Source organism: Mesorhizobium sp. KR2-14 (genome assembly GCF_040049255.1).
Taxonomy (GTDB): Bacteria; Pseudomonadota; Alphaproteobacteria; order Rhizobiales; family Rhizobiaceae; genus Pseudaminobacter.
Map to the genome: position 1 here is coordinate 1 of NZ_JBDZDR010000012.1, position 18,689 is coordinate 18,689.

The window sequence follows — 18,689 nt, forward strand, 5'->3', positions numbered from 1 at the left end:
GCACCGCAGCCCTTGGCGGTCACGTCGAGGCCTGCGAGGACTGCGGCCAGTGGCGCATCGCCTACAACTCCTGCCGCAACCGGCACTGCCCGAAGTGCCAGGGCGCGGCGGCGCGGACATGGCTCGCCGAGCGCGAAGCCGACCTGCTGCCGATCGGCTACTTCCATGTCGTGTTCACGCTGCCCGCCGAGGTCGCCGCCATCGCGTTCCACAACAAGGCCCCGATCTACGACCTGCTGTTCAAGGCGGCTTCGGAGACGATGCTGACCATCGCGGCCGATCCCAGGCACCTTGGCGCACGCATCGGCATCACCGCCGTGCTCCACACCTGGGGCTCGGCGCTGACGCATCATCCGCATGTCCACATGATCGTGCCGGGCGGCGGCATCGCGCCGGACGGGAGCCGGTGGATATCGTCGCGCCCAGCCTTCCTGCTCCCGGTCCGGGTCCTGGGCAAATTGTTCCGAAGGCTGTTCCTGAACCGGCTGGTCGCGCTGCACGACGCCAGCCGGCTCGCCTTCTTCGGCGCGATGGCGCATCTCGCCGACCGCCAGGCCTTCCTGCGCCACCTGTCGCCCGTCCGCAAGAAGCGCTGGGTGGTCTACGCCAAGCCGCCCTTCGCCGGGCCGGAAGCGGTGCTGGCCTACCTGTCGCGCTACACGCACCGGGTCGCCATCTCGAACCGTCGCCTGATCGCCTTCGACGAGGCTGGCGTCACCTTCCGCTACAAGGACTACCGCCGCGACGACGCCGACCGTCAGCAGGTCATGACGCTCGCCACCGACGAGTTCATCCGCCGCTTCCTGCTGCATGTCCTGCCGCGCGGCTTCCACCGCATCCGGGCATTACGGCCTGCTTGCCGGATCCGCTCGCAAGGCCAGCATCGCACGCGCCCGCGACCTACTGAACGTCGCTCCATCGCCCGACGACGGCCCTCCGGAAGAACCGGACGACGTGCGCCCATCATGTCCCTGCTGCGGTGGACGCATGATCGTCATCGAGGTGTTCGAACGGTGGCGGCAGCCGCGCGGACCGCCGAACGAGGCGGCGGCGAACCGGGAGACCGCCCCATGACCCGGCGTGGCATGGTCCAGCGTTCGCTCGCAGGCACTCAGCCTCCGGCAACGGATCCACGCGCGTCCATCATGAGTATCGATGCCGACAGGACCGCGTCCGACCGTGTGCCGAGCCGACAATGCCGCCCCATCGCAAGACGAGATGGTCCGTCCGCATCAACTGCGGCGCTTCCCGGCGGCGGACACGCCATCCCTGACACCGGCCCCAAACCAAAATCCCCATAGGCATCGCCCGTGGGCCGCGGGTTCCTTCCTCGGGGACTTTCGTACGCCTGCCGGCGCCCGAAACTCTTCACGAGAGCGGACCGGCAGCTATTAGGTTGGAAAGCGAAGTAAGCTGCCGTTCTGCGTCTGACTACACCATCTGCTTGGCGCTGCGTGCAATCCGAAGACCCCGACGGGCCCTAGCATTCTGGTGAATATCCCGGATATGATGGGTGTATGAAGTCCGCAGACTGTACCACCTGAATCTGCTTCCGCGTCCCGACGCGAGAAGCTTCCAAGTCGGCATGTTGGAACAGACGTGTCGGTGAGCGTTCGCGTGCGTCATCTCATGCGAGCAGTCGTCGCCTGTGCGACCGTAACTCAGTGGTATTTCTGTGAGCAATTTCTTCGAAAGCCCCTTCCGGGGCATCACCCTCGACAAGCAGGTCACGAACCCGAACATCATCGTGGGTCGTTACAGCTACTATTCGGGCTACTATCACGGTCATAGCTTCAATGACTGTGCCCGGTTTCTTCTGCCGGACGATGGTGTCGATCGGCTGATCATCGGCAGCTTCTGCTCTATCGGGTCAGGCGCAGCCTTCATCATGGCTGGCAACCAGGGCCACCGGCACGACTGGATCAGTACCTTTCCGTTCTTCTGGATGGCGGAGGTGCCAGCCTTCGCCGGCGCAGAGAACGGTTATCGACCGGCAGGGGACACAATCGTCGGCAACGACGTGTGGATCGGCTCGGAGGCGATCATCATGCCCGGCGTGAAGATCGGCGACGGTGCAGTGATCGGTACTCGTGCCCTGGTGACTCGCGACGTAGAGCCCTACGCGATTGTCGGAGGAAATCCAAGCAAGCCGATCCGCATGCGCTTCGGTGAGTCTGAAATTGCGATGCTGCAGGAGTTGAAGTGGTGGGACTGGTCTGACGATCATCTCCACGAGGCAATGCCCATCCTGACCAGTGGCAATGTTCACGCCCTCCACCACTACTGGAGAACGGCGATCAACGCCCACCGCTAGCAGCAGTCGGGATTAGCGTCTGCCTGTCCGTCAGCCAGGGCGGTCAGGCAGACATTCGCAAGTTGATCACGTCGCAGCCACCGCGCACTTCAGCCGGGGACGGAGCTTTTTGGGCTGCCCTGGACCGACAGCAGACAGTCCGGTTCGAGCCTCTGATGTGGGATAGCTGCCGGCAAAAAAGCGCGGGGATCCCAGAGACGGCTTTCGCCCCCCAGACAGCAATAGCTGCCATTTTGCTGCCCCACCCCATTCTCGCCGAACCATGCATGGTTAAACGATCAGCCAGCAACCCATCTCATTCGGCACCTGTACGGTCGTCGCAATTACGTACCGCAGAATGTCTGCAGGACGCGCTCTTCGTCTGCTGGTGGCTGCGCGTATTCCTCCATCTCGGGCTCTCGTCGAACGGACGCGCCAGGACAGCGAGCAAGCTCTGGAAAGGGCCAAAGTCGCCTGCATCGGTGGCGGCGGCGATGGCAGCTTCGACACGGTGATTGCGTGCTATGTACTTCGGGTTCACCGTGCGCATCCGAGCAGTCCGGTCGGCTGCATTCTCCGGCTCGCGAGCCAGCCGTTCACGCCAGCGCAAAGCCCAGCTATCGAAAGCAGTAGGGTCGAGGAAGTGGTTGCGAACTCGGCCGGAGGCGTCGACCTCATGCGCGAGATCGCGAAATGTAAGAGTGAAATCCGCCCCGTTGCGCGCCATCAGGTCAAGCAGTTCGGCGGCAAGATCAAGGTCGCCCGGCTGTTCGGTAAACAGCCCGATCTTGTGGCGGATGCCTTCATGAAACGCCGCCTCGTAGCGTGCCTGGAACGATCCGATCGCCGCTTTCGCCTGCTCGAAGCCTTCATCGTCTCCGCCGGTTTCGTTTCCCAGAATGGGCAGCAGCGCTTCGGCCAGTCGCGCCAGGTTCCAGACGGTGATGCGGGGCTGGTTTGCAAACGCGTAGCGGCCTTGATGGTCGATGGAACTGAACACGGTCGCCGGATGATAGGCGTCCATGAACGCACATGGACCATAATCGATCGTCTCGCCAGAAATTGCGACGTTGTCGGTGTTGAGGACGCCATGGATAAAGCCGACCAGAATCCATTGTGCCACCAGCTTCGCCTGCGCTGCTACAACGGCGTTGAGGAACCCAAGGTAGCGACGGGGGACTTCGGCGAGATGCGGATAGTGCCGCGCAATCGCGTAGTCCGCCAACGCCCTCAGGCCGTCAATGTCTTCCCGTACGGCAAGGTACTGGAACGTGCCGACTCGGATGTGGCTGGCGGCAACGCGCGCTATCAGCGCTCCGGGAAGCCTGGTCTCGCGGTAGACGTGCTCGCCAGTGGCAACCAGCGACAGGGTTCGCGTGGTTGGGATCCCGAGTGCGTGCATCGCCTCGCTGACGATGTACTCGCGCATCATCGGTCCGAGCGCTGCGCGCCCATCGCCATTGCGGGAAAACCGGGTCGGACCGGAGCCCTTCAACTGAACGTCGCGCAATTGGCCGCTGGTATCGAGCAAGTCTCCGACGAGGACGGCACGACCGTCGCCGAGTTGCGGCACGAAGTTGCCGAACTGGTGACCCGCATAGGCCTGGGGCGTTGGGAAGCACGTCAGCGGGAAAGCGGTTTCCGGCCAGCATTGCGATACCGTCAGGACCACGCAACCAGCCGATGTCGAGGCCGAGTTCCGTCGCCAGTGTTTCATTCAGTTCAAGCAGACGCGGTGGCGAAACCAGGGATGGATCCGGACGGGCGTAAAGCCGTTCGGGGAGGTCGGCGGCATAAGTGTGTTGGAACCGGGGACTGCGCATGACATCTCGGGGCTTGTTCAGGTTACCAGCTAAATAGCCATGCCGCGGGTCGCGGGCCAACAATCTGAGAGGGCTATTGGATCGCACCCCAATCGCAGTTTCTCATATTGGACGTCCAGCCAGGAAGCTGCTGTCAATTGTCGCCGTAGCGCCATTCCCTATCTAGAAGGAGCGAGCGGCCGAGGGTCTGATTCTAATTGGCGTACTCTTGACGTAGTCCTCGTGCTGGGTCTCCAAGCGCAGACCAACGACTCCGAAGTCAGCATTCTCGCCAGTGCCAGCGAGGACTGATAGTTCTGGGCCCTATGAACATTCTCGGTGTGATCTCAGATACTCACGGCCTTCTGCGTGAGGACGCTGTTGCGCTTCTCCAAGGCGTCGACCACATCGTCCATGCGGGCGACATTGGAAACCCCACCATCATAGAGAGATTGGAACGTGTTGCGCCAGTCTCGGCAATTCGCGGCAATGTCGATGTCGAGCCGTGGTTTCCAGATACCCTTCAAATGACGCTGTTCGGGCAGAAGATATTCGTGATCCACGACCGAAAGGATATGACGTTTGCTCCAGCCAGGATGGGCATCAATCTCGTGATTTCTGGTCATTCTCATCGTGCCAGTATCGAGAGCCGCGATGACGTTATTTATCTCAACCCGGGCAGTGCAGGCCCGCGCAGGTTCGGGCTGCCCATCACCTTGGCAATGGTCCAGATCATCCACGGGCGATTGGTGCCCAAGATTTACGAGATTGCCTCAGATCTTTACTGAAGCCGTCGGCATGTCTGACAAGGGGCCGACAGCGGACTGGCCGCTTTCGGATCACGATCGCGCTAGGCCGCCGTTCCGTTGACGACCAATCGGTGACATCGCGGACATAGCGCTCGGTATCCTAATCCGGAAACCATTTCCTCCGTGTCGGGGCCGCCAATGGACGATCAGGCTTCGGCTGCACGTCTCAGAAAGCCGCCGTTTCATGCTCAAGTTGGCGGCGACTGTTACCTATGCAGCGCCTGCAAATCATAATCAATCGACATCGACGAGGCACTCGATCAACGGCCTCGCTCAACAACAACTCCGAAGCGGTACCCTTCATCGCGGCGATCTGTCTGTTCCTGGTCTCCTATCTCGGCATCGCCATCAGCCTGTGGTCGATGATCGTGCCGTACACCTACACTCTGTGGGATGCCGCCTCGGCGCAGAGCACGCAAGCGTTCCTGATGGTCGGCTGCTGTTTCTGCTGCCGGTCATCCTCATGTATACGGGCTGGTCCTACTGGGTGTTCCGCGGCAAGGTGCGGACCGACATCGGCTACATTGATGGACTGGAAATCAGGTTTTCTTCGCCGTTAACCTTCGTCTCGTACCAACGGCATCTGTGGCAGACTCTTGCCTAATCCCAAGACAACGAGCCTGAGGGCCCAACCGGTTGTCTTGGTGGAGCAAGGTCCCGATCCCGCGCGGGACGATGGTGCGCCGGTGGCGCAGGCCGTAGTGTGCGCCTGTGAATTTGGCGCCAGGCGTTGATCGCCGGCCGATCCGGCGACGGGTACCTTGCCAGAACGTCGGCCCTATCAGGATACCTACAACCAACCGCAATGTTGGGCTACTCTGACGCGCAACCCGCGAGTGTTGCCATGCCTGAAGAGATCGAAGTAGACACCGACAAACTGCACGAGGCGATCCAAGAGGAGGTGGAGAAAGAGGGAGGCACGTTGCTTCGCACGATAGCGCTGACTACCGCGTTGTTCGCGGCGTTGGCGGCGGTCTCATCGCTGCTTGCCGGCAGCACGGTCAACGAAGCACTCGCCCTCAAGACCGAGGCGACACAGTTGCAGGCGCAGGCGTCCGACCAATGGGCTTACTACCAGGCCAAGGGCATCAAGGCCGTTGTCCTAGAGTCTCAGAAAAGCCTGTTGGCAAGCGGAGGCAAATCTGTTTCATCCGACCTCGACAAGAACATTGCACGCTACAAGGACGAGCAGCAGGAAGCGCAGAAAAGGGCCCAGGAGTTCGAGCGTCAGCGCGACGAGAAGGGTTCGGACGCCGATCTTCTGATCCATCGGCATCACTTTTTCGCCTATACGGTGGCGATGCTTCAGGTGGCGATTGCGCTAGGCGCCGTAGCAGCACTGACGCGCAAACGCTTCGCCTGGCTCGGGTCGACATCGCTTGGCCTTCTCGGCGCTGGCTTCTTCCTGTGGGCAATGCTCGTGATTTGAAGTGCCGGGGCATATTGCATAGTTGTCGCATCAGGACCGGCACACGGAAGAGGCTAAGGCTCATGATGTGATCGAACCCTTGGCGCGCCTGAGAAGGTTCAGTTCCGAACGACCAGGGGGTCAGCTACCAAACAAGGCTGGTAAACGAGCAGCCGCCGGACAGAGCGGGCTCGGAAAACTGGACAGGGGTTATGAGCACCGCCGTCCTTCTGCGCCCGATCGCTTCTCGCCCAAAACGGGGGCATGATGCTGTTCGCTGGCCCTTTGGAGTGGCGAGGCCGGGACCGGCTTCTATTCGTTCGCGGCCCTGTTCTGTTCGGGCTCTGCTGGAACTTTCTCCCTTGAGTCTAGGTCTGCTCTTCAGGCGGCTTGATGTGACGAAACTGGACCAGGACCAGCAGGTCGTAGCCGATTTTCAGCACTCCACAGATGAGGAGCGGCCAAGCTCGAAGGGAAGCGGCAAACAGCAGACCCGCCAAGGTAGGGCTGATCGCAGCAGCGAGGCTGCGAGGCACCGAAGTGAAGCTGGCAGCGGCGGCACGCTCGGTTTCGGTCACGACCGCCATGACGTATGACGAGCGCGCCGGCACATCCATCTGCGAGAGTGCGGCGCGTGTCAGCAGCAGCCCAAGCGCGACGGGCAAGGTTGGCGCAACTGCCGCCAGCATTAGGGCGATGCTCGACGGGATGTGTGTGAACACCATCGTATTGATGAGCCCGATGCGTCGCGAAAGCCGGGCAGCGACCGGATAGGAGGCCGCTGAAAGCAGGCCGGACCAGAAGAAGAATGTGCCCGCCTGCGACAGAGTCAGGTTGAATGTCTCGAACAGCCACAGCGCCAACAGGGATGGAATGACAAAGCCGCCGGCGAACGCATCGAGGCTGAACAGCATGGCCAGTTTGATCACAACGTGGCGGGAAGGCCCGAGCGCGGCCGCTGGCTTGGTTTCCGGTGTTGCCTCGCGTTCGGGGATGCGGGCGTAGAGCACGGCACCCAGCACGCCCAGCAAAGCATAAAGGACGAACATGGCCCTTATACCGTCGAGCCGGTCGAGGCCGAACATCGCCAGATGATCCGGCGTGGCCGCGGCCAACCCACCGAGCGCCGCGGCAATTGCTCCCACAAAGCTGTAGCGCGCGAACATCTGGGTGCGCTCAGAAGCCGGAGCTTCGCGAGCGAGCACAGCATGTTCCAATGGCACGAAAATGCTGACGCTGCCGGCGGACGGATTGACCGTGCCGGCGAACGCAATGAGCAGAAGCAGAGCATACTCTTGAAGGCCTGCGAATGCCGCTCCCGTTGCAAACATCAGGCCGGCGGCAGCGAGCAAGAGCCGGCGATGATCGCGCCGCGCGCCGAGGAAACCGATACCAATGGTGAGAAGTGCCGATCCCAACAGGGACGCGGTCGCAAGAACCCCGACCTGCAGTGGCGTAAATCCGAGCGCGAGCATATAGACTGGCAACAGCACGGCCACGTAGGCGTCACCAAAGTCACGCAGGGCACGCGCCGCAAACAGAAAACTCGCCGGTTGGATGTGCATTTGATTTGCCAGCCGCAATCGACGCAGGCAGACGTAGACTAATCCATATCCATCAGGGGGCGGCGGAGCCGCTGCGCGTCCTGGCGCTGGCGAGTGGGGCTCTCCCGGTGCCCCCTCACTTCGCCGTCTTGACATGATCCAAGGCGGCCCGGAGCCCTTTGGCGAGCTTGCGGGCATCGTCTTTGGCCCAGAAATGCATGAAGAACAGACGTGGCTCATCACCAAGCATGTGGTTGTGGATCGCCGTCACTTCGATCTCGTTCGCGCGCAGGGTTTTGGCGACGGCGCTCACCTCATCTGCCGTGAGCACGAAGTCTCCCGTGATCGCGGCCTTACCCGCCTCGGTCGGCTGGAAATTGATGGCAATGGCCGAGCCCATTGAGGCTGGCACCTCGATCCCGGCTACCCTGACGGTCTCTGCCCGGGGCGCGGTCATCTGATAAACACCGCCGGTGACTTTGCCCTTCGCCCCCAGGGTCCGCTCGATGGTCGTGGTGTCGAGGTCGATCGTTGCTTCTTGGTTTCCGGTCGCAGTGGTCTGCTGCGTGGCAGACGGCCCAGCGTCTTCGGTGCCGAAAGGCGTTTTGGTCAGCGTGAGCGCTGCGTGAAGTGCTGCCGCGAGCTTCCCCGGATCGCCATGTCCGTGCACATGCATGTACATCGGATTGGGCACTGCACGCAGGAGATGGTTATGCAAGGCGGTGACCTCGACTCCACCCTCTTCCAGCTTGGTCATCACGGGGTTGACCTCCTCCTGCGTCAGGACCAGGTCGCCCATGACAATGACCTCTTTGTCCGTGGACCTGAAGGCGAGCCATGATCCCAGGGCCAAGGCTGGTTTAATCTCGACACCGTCGAGCATGACCTTGAGATCCGTCCGAGGCAGGCCGACGCGATAAACCCCTCCCGGCAACTCCGTACCAGTTTTGCCGAGCCCAGCGGCGATTGCCTGCTGCCAAGACTCCGCCGGGCAGGCAGGGGTGGAGAGCGCGACAAGGCTCGTGACAGCGGCGGCGAAAAGGTGAGTACGCATGTCATTTCTCCCGAGCTCGGCTTCTTCCCACACCATCCAGATCGACCCCATCCACCTATGGCGACTGGGTCGGTCATGGAGTCCTTGCGTGTGTGGCCTCAGTTCCGAGCATAGCTGGTTGAACTTCGGGCTCTGGTCTTCGGGACAAAGGCCGCCATCACTGCATGTCCTGCACATCACCCCTGACAAATAGCGGCGCGGGCTCTCCGTTCCAGGCGATCAACCGCCATCCGGCTCATGAAGGTCAGAAAAGGACGCGAATCTAGTTCCGCGAATGCCATTAATTGAACGGCCGATGCCGGGTCGCGACCCGCACTCCATATCCGGCACCTGGCGAACGCGCAGTGCGCACGCAAGAAGCGCATAAGGCGACATTAGCATCGACCAGTTCGACCAGCCGACCGTGTCAGTTTGGAAATCCATCATGGCGCGCTCCAGCGGAGGTACAGATGGCGACTGACCGCATCTCAGGCTTCGGCGCCGCGTGATGTTGCTAAGACATTCCGTTCGGAAAATCGTCGGATGGCTCCGCGGTTTCCGCCAGGGGTCTACGCGAAGCGTAATGCCTCAATCGGATCGAGCCGAGCAGCCCGATGGGCTGGATAGACGCCGAATGAAATTCCGATGAAGCCCGAAAAACAACAAGCCAAGACAACTGCCCATGGGCTGATCAGGATGGGCCAGCCAGCTTCCCATGCGATTGCGACTGCGGTGGCCGCTCCAAGGACTGCTCCGACAAGCCCGCCCATCAATGCCAAGATCAAGGCTTCGATCAGGAACTGCGATCGGATATCGCGGCGGCTGGCCCCGACCGCCATGCGCAAACCTATTTCGCGGGTGCGTTCGGTCACGGAAACCAGCATGATGTTCATGACGCTGATGCCGCCAACGACCAGCGAGACCGATGCCACCGCAATCAACAGAATCCCGAGGAGCCGCACCGCGGCCCCACGTGCGGTGAGGACGTCCGCCGGGTTCTCGATCCTGAAGTCACTGGGAGCGTCCCCGCGAATGCGGTGCCGCTGCCGAAGCAACGCTTCGACCTCCCGTTGCGTCTCCGGCATGGCGGCCGCATCCGACACCTTGACCGAGACGAAATCCAAAGCCTCACGGGTCGTGCCACGCACAGCCCCGACCACGCGGCTTTTCGCCGTCAACAGCGGAATGAACACGACATCGTCTTGACTTCGGCCAGCCGCCCCCAACCCCTTTTTGTCGAGCACGCCGATCACGGTGAAGGGCACGTTGCCAATCCGAAACGTTTCACCGACTCCGGCACGTCCGTCGAAAAGTTCCTCGACAATGACCGACCCTACGACGGCCACCTTGGCTCCAGATGAGACCTCTCCGTCTGTGAAGGATCGACCGTTGACGACTTGCCACTCGCGAGCGACCAGATAGTCGGAATTGATCCCGGCGATCAGCGTCATCCAGTTCTTGTTTGCGGCGACGAGGGGCATTGGTCGCGATAGCAGCGGGGCGGCAACCTGCACGTCCGTCAGTTCGCGGCGAATTGCTGCCGCATCCTCTTCGGTCAGTGTGGGCTGAGTTCCGGACTCGAGCTTCGCCCCGTTGGAATTCTGGGCCCCGGGCAAAACCAGCAGGAGATTTGCGCCAAGCGTGCGGATCTTCTCCGAAACCTCCGCCTGCGCGCCCGCTCCGATCGATATCATGCAGACCACAGCCGCGACGCCAACAACGATCCCAAGCACGGTCAAGGCGCTCCGCAGCTTGTTTGCGCCAAGCGCCCGAGTGGCGATCCGAACGCTCTCCAGCGGACTCATGAGGGGACCACCGCAAACGAACTGCCAGCCGATGACCCTACACCCTGAACGATCCGCCCATCGTGCAGGGTGATCTGTCGTTGCGCACGATCGGCGACATTATTGGCATGCGTAACCATGATGATCGTGCGACCGTCGCGGTGAAGGCCCTCGAACAAGGACAGAATCTCGTCGCTGGTGCCACTGTCCAGCGCGCCAGTCGGCTCGTCGGCCAGGATCAGGGCAGGGTCGTTTACGATTGCACGCGCAATGACGACCCGCTGCTGTTCTCCTCCCGAGAGCTGACTCGGCCAATGGTGACCGCGGTCGGCAAGGCCTACGCGGTCAAGCGCATCCTTGGCCCTGCGACGCCGCTGTGGGCGAGGAACGCCCGCGTAGATGAGGGGCAGCTCGACGTTTTCCAGCGCAGTCGCTCGCGGCAATAGGACGGGCAACTGGAATATGAAGCCGATGGCATGGCGCCTGAGGGCGGCGCGCTTGTCCTCGCCAAGCTCTGCAACCGCCTGCCCCTGCAACAGATATTCGCCGGTATCCGGCCGCTCCAGGAGCCCCAGGAGGTTCATCAGGGTCGATTTGCCTGAACCTGAGCGGCCGCGGATCGCAACAAACTCGCCCTGCTTGATCAACAGCGACACGCCGTATACCGCCCGTATGACAGTCGCGCCGGAGGGGTAGTATTTTGAGATTCTAACGGTCTGGAGCAGCGGCTGCATTTCAAAAACCCAGGCGAATGCCGAAGTAACCCTTCTGGTTCTGTGGATTGGCAACCCCGACGATTACTTGCTGGCCCTCCGTAAGCGAGCCCTCAAGCAGTTCTGCGCCCCTCTCGTCGCTCGTCCCAAGCCTCGCGGCAATGGGGGCTGGTTGCCCGCCTTCGCCGACCACCCACACTGTCGCGGACGCCCCGGGGACTGTACTCGGGTGACCGGGCGTGGGGTCGGCGCCGTTCGGCCGGAAGCGCAGCGCTTGACCGGGTATTTTGAGGATCTCGCCGGAATCCCGCACGACAATTTGCAGTTCCGCGGTCATTCCCGGCATCAACAGAAGGTCCGGATTGGGCGCGGAAACAATTATCGTGTAGGTCACGACGTTCTGCACGACCGCGGGCGCCTTGCGGATCTGCAGAATCCGCCCGCTGAAAGTTCGATCAGGATAGGCGTCCACTCTGAACTGGACCGCCTGGCCCATGTGCAACTGCCCAATGTCGGCCTCGTCGATCTTTCCGTGGACCTCCATCTGCCGCAGATCGTTCGCGATCTTGAACAGCGTCTTGGCTTCCAGGCTGACGGCGACGGTTTGCCCCGGATTGACATCCCGACTGATTATGGTCCCGTCGATCGGAGCGCGGAGCACGGTACGATCGAGATCAAGTCGCGCCTGGTCTAGAGCCGCCTGCCTCTGCTCAACGACAGCCTGAGCATTCTCGAGACCGGCCTCGGCCATCAGCTTTTCTGCTACGGTCATGGCAATGGCCTCCGCTTTCATCTGGACCTGATCAAGAGAAGCGCGCAGGTCGGAGACCCCCGCGTCACGCAAAGCTTTCACCTGACTCAGGTCTCGCTCGGTCCCGCTTCCGGTGCGTGCCAGCTTCGCCTTTCGCTGGAGATCACGCTCCAATTCATCCTGTCTGGATTTGCTTGCCGCCGATTGAGCCACCGCCAATTCCTTGGCGGTCTGCGCATCCATCACGGCGACTTTCGCTCTTTCCAGCGCGGCCTTTGCGGCCTGGGTAGCAGCCCTTGCCACGCTCAAGGCGGCCTTCGCCTCATTGACCTGGGCGGCAAAAATCTCCTGATCTATCTGGGCAATCGGCTGACCAGCCGTTACGGCATCGTTGAAATTCACGAACACCGCCGCAATCCGACCCGACAGTTGTGAGCTCACGTCAACGCTCACAGCGGCCTCGACGGTGCCACTCGCCTTCACCAAGGTAGAGATATGGCCACGCTCGACCGGGGCCGTAAGGAAGATTGGAGCCGTTCCTTCCTCGCTGTAGGTGTAGCCTAAACCGACCGCCAGCGCAGAAAGGAAGCTCGCCACAACGACGGAACGCATGAAGCTGTCATTCTATTCCAGTCGTCCGGCGTTTTGCCCAAAACTCCAAATACCCTGCACGCCGGAACGACGCGGTCGATCAAAGCCGACCACACCTTTGAACGCGTAGACGCGCCCGCTATGGCATCTGCTTCGACGAGACGTTCTTGCAGGCAATGTCGTACTGGGAAACCGCGTTGGGACTTGCGTGTCCGTTCGTCGTCGTCGGGTTGCCTGGGTTTCCGGCATATCCCTTCACAAGTGACTCGTTGAATGCCGCACCGTTGGTGCCAGCCGGGTTGCCCGCGCTACCCGCCTTGCCAGGTGTCATGAGGGCATCGGGACTTACTTCGCACGCCACGCCTGCGGAGGCGCCGGGTTGGCCGGTGGCAAATGCCGCGCCAGTTGGCGGAAGTACCAAGCATAGGCCAACGGTGAGAGAGGCGAATAGGTGCTTCATCTTTTCGCTCCTTCAAGAGCTATGTTGCGGATTGAAGGCGGCTAATGGGGAGTCATCACGTCGGAGCGTAGTAACGCACGAATTTGCCCCCGGCCCCTCGATCCGGAGCCGTGGACTTGACCGCCAACCACGTCAAACAGCGGAACGAGGTAGAAGTTCCCAGCAATTCAAATTTTTTTTGAACCTGCCTTGATCTCCCGGGGGTGAGATCTGCGTGGGCGCTTGCGTCCCATCTCGACCTATCCCTGACTGGCTTCGCCCGCCTTTCGCGGCTCACCTAGTGAGTTGAGCTGACGTCCGCGTGGGCACGACCACAACCTTCAGCATGCTCACCCCGCGGCGTCTGCTTCTGGGCGGAAGCAAAATTTGCCTGTACGGCCGACATCGGGCGCGTTGCCGCCTGGCAGCTTGGGGGCGGTTGGGGACCGTCAGCTTCGAGGCTACGGGCCCTGAAGAGCCGACATTCGGGTAGTGGTGACCTGACGCTCGGCGAGCCGGCAGGCGTCTACCGCGCCCTTGAGCGCCAGGCGCTGCCGCCAGCCGCCGGCCCAGATAGGTCCGGCGCGCACCAGATTGTCCAATGCCTGCAGGAACCTCCCTGCGCGTTGTTTGCGGAGGTCTGGCATCTGGAGGATGGATGGTCTAAACGGCGCGCCTGCATGGAATTGGCCGAAATCAGCGACGTTTCGAAGGCGATCGGCAGGGCAAAGAGGGCAAAGGCACCTCAGACTTAGCAACATGGGCTTCTCCCTCTGTGAAAGCAGCACGCAGATTCAGCGAAGGAACTTCGACATGGCAGAGCAGATCCGGATCGCCATCGCCGGGCACGGAAATCTTGGGCGCGGCGTGGAAGCGGCAGTCGCAAAGAATCCGGACATGCGCCTAGTCGGCATTTATAGCCGGCGCCCGCCCGAGCAGATCAAGCCGAGAGACGCCGGGACGTCTGTCTATGAAATGGCCACGCTCAAGGAACACACCGATGCGATCGATGTCCTGATCCTGTGCGGTGGTTCGAAAGAGGACCTGCCGCTGCAGGGGCCGGAATTCGCCGCACTCTTCAATACCGTCGACAGCTTCGATACCCATGCGCGGATTCCCGAATATTTCGAAACGGTCGATGCGCCGGCGAGGGCAAATAAGTGCACAGCGCTGATCTCGGCAGGCTGGGATCCTGGCATGTTCTCGATCAACCGCGCGCTCGGCGAGGCGCTTTTGCCGGACGGTGCAACCTACACCTTCTGGGGCGACGGCCTCAGCCAGGGCCATTCCGATGCGGTTCGCCGTGTTGAAGGCGTCGCAGGTGCTGTCCAGTACACGAGGCCGATCAAGGAAGCAGTCGACCGAGTGCGCAGCGGCGCAAGGCCGACGTTCACGACCCGCGAAAAGCACCACCGTGAATGCTTCGTCGTTCTCCAAGAAGGCGCCGATGCCGAAACGGTGCGCAATGCCATTGTCACCATGCCGCATTATTTCGATGAGTACGACACGACGGTGAAGTTCATCTCCGCCAAAGAACTCGCACGGGATCATCATGCTATGGTTCATGGCGGCTTTGTCATCCGCAGCGGCAACACCACGCCTGAAAATGCGCAGGTAATCGAATACGCGCTGAAGCTCGGCAGCAATCCAGAATTTACCGCCAGCGTGCTCGTCGCCTATGCTCGCGCCGTGCACCGCCTCAACAATATGGGCCGATATGGCGCGGTGACCGTCTTCGACGTAGCACCCGGCCTGCTCTCACCCAGGACCGCGGCAGAACTTCGCGCCGAACTACTGTAAAAGAGACGGCTCGGGAACGCTGCGCGTCTGAGTCGCCACGAAACTTGGACGGCTTGTTCTGTACCGTAGTCGCAATTACGTACCGCAGAATGTCTGCAGCACGCGCCCTTCGTCTGCTGGCGGCTGCGCGTATTCCTCCATCTCGGGCTGCTCGTCGAACGGACGCGCCAGGACCGTGAGCAAGCGATGGAAAGGACCGAAATCGCCATCATTCGTGGCAGCGCCAATGGCAGCTTCGACGCGGTGATTGCGCGCTATGTATTTCGGATTGATCGCGCGCATCCGAGCGGCGCGGTCGGCTGCATTCTCCGGCTCGCGGGCCAGCCGTTCACGCCAGCGCGCGGCCCAGCCGTCGAAAGCGGTCGGGTCGATGAAATGGTTGCGTGCTCGCCCGGACCCGTCGATCTCATGCGCGAGATCGCGAAATGTAAGAGTGAAATCGGCGCTGTTGCGCGCCATCAGGTCGAGCAATTCGGCGGCAAGATCAAGGTCGCCCGGCTTTTCGGAAAACAGTCCGATCTTGTGGCGGATGCCTTTATGAAACTCTGCCTCGTAGTACGCCTGACACGATCCGATTGCTGCTTTCGCCAGCTCGAAGCCTTGGTCGTCTCCACCTGCATCATCGCCCAGGATCGGCAGCAGCGCTTCAGCTAGGCGCGCCAGATTCCAAACGGTGATGCGCGGCTGGTTGGCAAAGGCGTAGCGACCCTGATGGTCGATGGAACTGAACACGGTCGCCGGATGATAGGCGTCCATGAACGCACATGGACCATAATCGATCGTCTCACCCGAAATGGCGACGTTGTCAGTATTGAGGACGCCATGGATGAAGCCGACCAGCATCCATTGTGCCACCAGCTTTGCCTGCACCGCGACAACGGCTTCGAGAAACCCAAGGTAGCGGTTGGGACTGCCGGCCAGATCCGGGTAGTGCCGCGCAATTGCGTAGTCGGCCAAGGCCCTCATGCCGTCAATGTCTTCTCGTACGGCAAGGTACTGGAACGTGCCGACGCGGATATGGCTGGCGGCAACGCGCGCTATCAGCGCTCCGGGAAGCTTGGTTTCGCGATAGACGTGCTCACCAGTGGCAACCAGCGATAGGGTTCGCGTGGTTGGGATCCCGAGTGCGTGCATCGCCTCGCTGACGATGTACTCGCGCATCATCGGTCCGAGCGCTGCGCGCCCATCACCATTACGGGAAAACCGGGTCGGACCGGAGCCCTTCAACTGAACGTCGCGCAATCGGCCGCTGGTATCGGCCAACTCTCCCACAAGGAGGGCACGGCCGTCGCCAAGCTGCGGCACGAAGTTGCCGAACTGGTGACCAGCGTAGGCCTGAGCGATGGGACGCACGCCAGCGGGAAAGCGGTTACCGGCCAGCATTTCGATACCTTCAGAACTACGCAACCAGCCAATATCAAGGCCTAGTTCCGTCGCGAGTGGTTCATTCAACTCAAGCAGCCGCTGAGCTGACACTGGCGATGGATCCGTGTGTGCATAAAGCCGTTCGGGGAGATCGACGGCATAGGTGTGGTGGAACCGGGGACTGCGCATGTCATCTCGGGGCTTGTTCAGGTTACCAGCAAAATAGGGATGCCGCGGGTCGCGGGCCAACAATTTGAGAGGGGCTGTTGGGTCGCAACCCAATCGCAGTTTCTGATATTGGACGTCCAGCCAGGAAGCTGCTGTCAGTTGTCGCCGTAGCGCCATTCCATATCTAGAAGGAAGCGAGCGGCCGAGGGTCTGATGCGTACCCTTGACGTAGTCCTCGTTCTGGGTCTCCAAGCGCAGACCAACGACTCCGAGGTCAGCATTCTCGCCAATGCCAGCAAGGACTGATAGTTCTGGGCTCTATGAACATTCTCAGTGTGATCTCAGATGCTCACGGCCTTCTGCGTGAGGACGCTGTTGCGCTTCTCCAAGGCGTCGACCACATCGTCCAGCGGGCGGCATTGGAATCCCGACACTCGGCAATTCGCGGCAATGTCGATGTCGAGCCGTGGGCGTCGATGTTTCCAGATACCCTTCAAGTGACGCTGTTCGGGCAGAAGATATTCGTGATCCACGACCGAAAGGATATGACGTTCGCTCCAGCCATGATGGGCATCAATCTCGTGATTTCTGGTCGCCTTCAGGAAGCCGGAAATGTGCTCTTTGAGATCAGGCAGCGTGATGAGGTCTCATTGCAGAACATAGTCTGAACCAAAATCGATGACATGCATGCCAAGGCTTCGTGCTCTAGTCCGAACGGCGTGATCTTTGTCGGTTGCAGCAACGATAAGCCCTCTTCGGCGAAGAGTTTCAACCAATTCCCCTATGAGGACCTCGCCGACTACCGCAATTGGGGTCAGGACAACAATGACTCGAAGAGGGACACACCTCGAACCCAGGCGCTGTTCATGGCTTACCTCGTCTTCTCTGGCGGACGCATCCCGCTGCGCGGCATCGAAATGCGCAGTACCTATTTCCGGCCGGACGTCTGGGTCGCGGGCGCTCTCTCGTCAAGAAAGGTTACCTACCCCAACCGAAATGCTGAATGGCGACATTCGCGATATTGTGGCTGGGCGCGACCGCGAATTGATAGTTGTCGACGACTACCCTAACCGTGAGGCGGTCGATCTCGGGACCGAGCCCCTCCGCAAGCGTATTGTGGCCCATAGAGGCTCGGCGACGCTCCAAGGGGATAGGACGGCGCCGATGCCTCACGCTGCCAGGCGGACAGCACATCGATGCTCGCATATCGCAGTTCGCAGCCAAGTCAGGAATACCTGACAAATAGGCCCCCCCACCCGGTTTATGCAATCGGATTTGGCCAGACCGGGAGGAGTAGTGCGAACTTTGCCGGCAGCGCCGCGATTTCGTCCACGTCGATGGCAACCATAACTCCGGTTCGAACAACGGAAACAACAACGGCGTCGGCAACCTGCTGCAGGCGGCGGGAACGGGTTTTCTGCCTCGTAGTCTTGTTGCCACTGAGGCCAGGCGGAATTCGGCGGGGTGGCTTACAACCGGCTGCTGTCATTGATGCGGGTCAATGCCTTCTGGGGAAACCCGTCCCACTCTGGCTGTCTTGAAGCATGAGCACGCCTCCACGACCCATCGACCGCAGGACGTCCAAATTTCAATGCGGAGGAGTGAGATCGTGACACGCCTCAAGATGCTGGCTGGCATTGCAGTGGCGGGACTAATGGTGGCGCTACCGGCGTCGCCGAGCTTTGCGCAGGAACAAACTTCCTATCAGACGGCCCAGCGGCAACAACAAGGCGTGCCGCAAGTGCAGATCAGCCCTGACCAGTTGCGCCAGATGATCCGGCAGGCCCCCCGTGAGACGATGACGCAGCGCATGGAAGAGCAGGGAGGGCCAGAAGCCCCGAGAGGCCCGAGGCGGCCCGGAGCCGAGATGATGGGGCAGAGAGGCGGAATGATGTGCGAAAGGTTGCGCGAGCGGGCAGCCGAGGCGCGTGAAGAAGGCGGATGGCGCAAGCACCGTCACGGCCCGCCGTGGATGCGCGGCGTAGGTTTGAAGATCCTCTTCGCGGTCATGGATGCCAACGGTGACGGACAGGTGACCTTGGACGAGGTCAACGATTGCCACGCCCGCATCTTCGAGAATCGGCGACGTACTGCAACCGTTTGCGATAATGAAAATTCTGCAAGTCGGGCTGCTACGCAATTAATCCTACCCTATAATTTGTCGAGGGGCAGTCATGTCCGAGGCTAAA

At 61.1% G+C, this 18,689-nt stretch carries 14 protein-coding genes and 2 pseudogenes; 8 read left to right on the forward strand and 8 right to left on the reverse strand.

The annotated features are described in order from the left end of the window. A pseudogene (locus tag ABLE86_RS21255) lies at positions 1-1,074 on the forward strand (IS91 family transposase); the annotation flags it as partial. A gap of 601 nt (positions 1,075-1,675) precedes the next feature. Continuing rightward, positions 1,676-2,314 (forward strand): type B chloramphenicol O-acetyltransferase, encoded by a 639-nt coding sequence (gene catB, locus ABLE86_RS21260; protein WP_348780994.1) that lies wholly within the window; start codon positions 1,676-1,678, stop codon positions 2,312-2,314. Between the two features lie 323 nt (positions 2,315-2,637). Here the strand turns inward: catB and ABLE86_RS21265 are convergent. Then, positions 2,638-4,116, reverse strand: a pseudogene (locus ABLE86_RS21265) (protein adenylyltransferase SelO). Between the two features lie 305 nt (positions 4,117-4,421). Between ABLE86_RS21265 and ABLE86_RS21270 the strand changes: the two are divergent. From ABLE86_RS21270 to ABLE86_RS21280, 3 genes are all read left to right on the forward strand, one after another. Continuing rightward, positions 4,422-4,883: a metallophosphoesterase family protein gene (locus ABLE86_RS21270; RefSeq protein ID WP_348780995.1), complete on the forward strand. Its 462-nt coding sequence runs from the start codon at positions 4,422-4,424 to the stop codon at positions 4,881-4,883. Positions 4,884-5,088: 205 nt separating this feature from the next. Beyond that, complete coding sequence (locus ABLE86_RS21275; RefSeq protein WP_348780996.1) at positions 5,089-5,508, forward strand: hypothetical protein; 420 nt, start codon at positions 5,089-5,091, stop codon at positions 5,506-5,508. A gap of 240 nt (positions 5,509-5,748) precedes the next feature. Continuing rightward, a complete protein-coding gene (locus ABLE86_RS21280; RefSeq protein ID WP_348780997.1) occupies positions 5,749-6,333 on the forward strand; it encodes a DUF4337 domain-containing protein in 585 nt (194 codons plus the stop codon). A 347-nt stretch (positions 6,334-6,680) separates the two neighbouring features. Here ABLE86_RS21280 and ABLE86_RS21285 read toward each other — a convergent pair whose 3' ends face one another. The 6 genes from ABLE86_RS21285 to ABLE86_RS21310 form a co-directional block, all read right to left on the reverse strand. Next, the gene (locus tag ABLE86_RS21285) at positions 6,681-7,877 is read right to left on the reverse strand and encodes an MFS transporter (RefSeq protein WP_348780998.1); all 1,197 of its coding nucleotides are present in this window, start codon (positions 7,875-7,877) and stop codon (positions 6,681-6,683) included. Positions 7,878-7,992: 115 nt separating this feature from the next. Next, positions 7,993-8,910 (reverse strand): DUF1259 domain-containing protein, encoded by a 918-nt coding sequence (locus ABLE86_RS21290; RefSeq protein ID WP_348780999.1) that lies wholly within the window; start codon positions 8,908-8,910, stop codon positions 7,993-7,995. Positions 8,911-9,458: 548 nt separating this feature from the next. Then, the gene (locus ABLE86_RS21295) at positions 9,459-10,694 is read right to left on the reverse strand and encodes an ABC transporter permease (RefSeq protein ID WP_348781000.1); all 1,236 of its coding nucleotides are present in this window, start codon (positions 10,692-10,694) and stop codon (positions 9,459-9,461) included. Next, on the reverse strand, positions 10,691-11,407 hold the full coding sequence (locus tag ABLE86_RS21300; protein WP_348781001.1) for an ABC transporter ATP-binding protein: 717 nt from the start codon (positions 11,405-11,407) through the stop codon (positions 10,691-10,693). Before ABLE86_RS21300 ends, ABLE86_RS21295 begins: the two co-directional genes overlap by 4 nt. A gap of 1 nt (position 11,408) precedes the next feature. Then, the gene (locus ABLE86_RS21305) at positions 11,409-12,749 is read right to left on the reverse strand and encodes an efflux RND transporter periplasmic adaptor subunit (protein WP_348781002.1); all 1,341 of its coding nucleotides are present in this window, start codon (positions 12,747-12,749) and stop codon (positions 11,409-11,411) included. Positions 12,750-13,628: 879 nt separating this feature from the next. Further along, positions 13,629-13,757 (reverse strand): hypothetical protein, encoded by a 129-nt coding sequence (locus tag ABLE86_RS21310; RefSeq protein WP_348781003.1) that lies wholly within the window; start codon positions 13,755-13,757, stop codon positions 13,629-13,631. A gap of 223 nt (positions 13,758-13,980) precedes the next feature. On the opposite strand from ABLE86_RS21310, the gene ABLE86_RS21315 reads away from it, so the two are divergent. After that, complete coding sequence (locus tag ABLE86_RS21315) at positions 13,981-14,967, forward strand: diaminopimelate dehydrogenase (protein ID WP_348781004.1); 987 nt, start codon at positions 13,981-13,983, stop codon at positions 14,965-14,967. Between the two features lie 75 nt (positions 14,968-15,042). Here the strand turns inward: ABLE86_RS21315 and ABLE86_RS21320 are convergent, their stop codons facing one another. Next, positions 15,043-16,521 carry a protein adenylyltransferase SelO gene (locus ABLE86_RS21320; RefSeq protein ID WP_348781040.1) on the reverse strand — a complete coding sequence of 493 codons (1,479 nt, stop codon included), beginning with the start codon at positions 16,519-16,521 and terminating at the stop codon, positions 15,043-15,045. A 299-nt stretch (positions 16,522-16,820) separates the two neighbouring features. Here ABLE86_RS21320 and ABLE86_RS21325 point away from each other — a divergent pair, with 299 nt between their 5' ends. Continuing rightward, positions 16,821-17,168 (forward strand): hypothetical protein, encoded by a 348-nt coding sequence (locus tag ABLE86_RS21325; RefSeq protein WP_348781005.1) that lies wholly within the window; start codon positions 16,821-16,823, stop codon positions 17,166-17,168. A gap of 941 nt (positions 17,169-18,109) precedes the next feature. Then, positions 18,110-18,688 carry a hypothetical protein gene (locus tag ABLE86_RS21330; RefSeq protein WP_348781006.1) on the forward strand — a complete coding sequence of 193 codons (579 nt, stop codon included), beginning with the start codon at positions 18,110-18,112 and terminating at the stop codon, positions 18,686-18,688. Position 18,689: the final 1 nt, after the last annotated feature.

What these genes read in the sequence shown, in the direction of transcription:
- ABLE86_RS21270 (WP_348780995.1), top strand. Translation starts at nt 4,422, where the DNA reads ATGAACATTCTCGGTGTGATCTCAGATACTCACGGCCTTCTGCGTGAG.
- ABLE86_RS21290 (WP_348780999.1), bottom strand. Translation starts at nt 8,910, where the DNA reads ATGCGTACTCACCTTTTCGCCGCCGCTGTCACGAGCCTTGTCGCGCTC.
- ABLE86_RS21300 (WP_348781001.1), bottom strand. Translation starts at nt 11,407, where the DNA reads ATGCAGCCGCTGCTCCAGACCGTTAGAATCTCAAAATACTACCCCTCC.
- ABLE86_RS21325 (WP_348781005.1), top strand. Translation starts at nt 16,821, where the DNA reads ATGAACATTCTCAGTGTGATCTCAGATGCTCACGGCCTTCTGCGTGAG.
- ABLE86_RS21320 (WP_348781040.1), bottom strand. Translation starts at nt 16,521, where the DNA reads ATGCGCAGTCCCCGGTTCCACCACACCTATGCCGTCGATCTCCCCGAA.
- ABLE86_RS21295 (WP_348781000.1), bottom strand. Translation starts at nt 10,694, where the DNA reads ATGAGTCCGCTGGAGAGCGTTCGGATCGCCACTCGGGCGCTTGGCGCA.
- ABLE86_RS21280 (WP_348780997.1), top strand. Translation starts at nt 5,749, where the DNA reads ATGCCTGAAGAGATCGAAGTAGACACCGACAAACTGCACGAGGCGATC.
- ABLE86_RS21305 (WP_348781002.1), bottom strand. Translation starts at nt 12,749, where the DNA reads ATGCGTTCCGTCGTTGTGGCGAGCTTCCTTTCTGCGCTGGCGGTCGGT.
- ABLE86_RS21285 (WP_348780998.1), bottom strand. Translation starts at nt 7,877, where the DNA reads ATGCACATCCAACCGGCGAGTTTTCTGTTTGCGGCGCGTGCCCTGCGT.
- ABLE86_RS21275 (WP_348780996.1), top strand. Translation starts at nt 5,089, where the DNA reads ATGCTCAAGTTGGCGGCGACTGTTACCTATGCAGCGCCTGCAAATCAT.
- ABLE86_RS21315 (WP_348781004.1), top strand. Translation starts at nt 13,981, where the DNA reads ATGGCAGAGCAGATCCGGATCGCCATCGCCGGGCACGGAAATCTTGGG.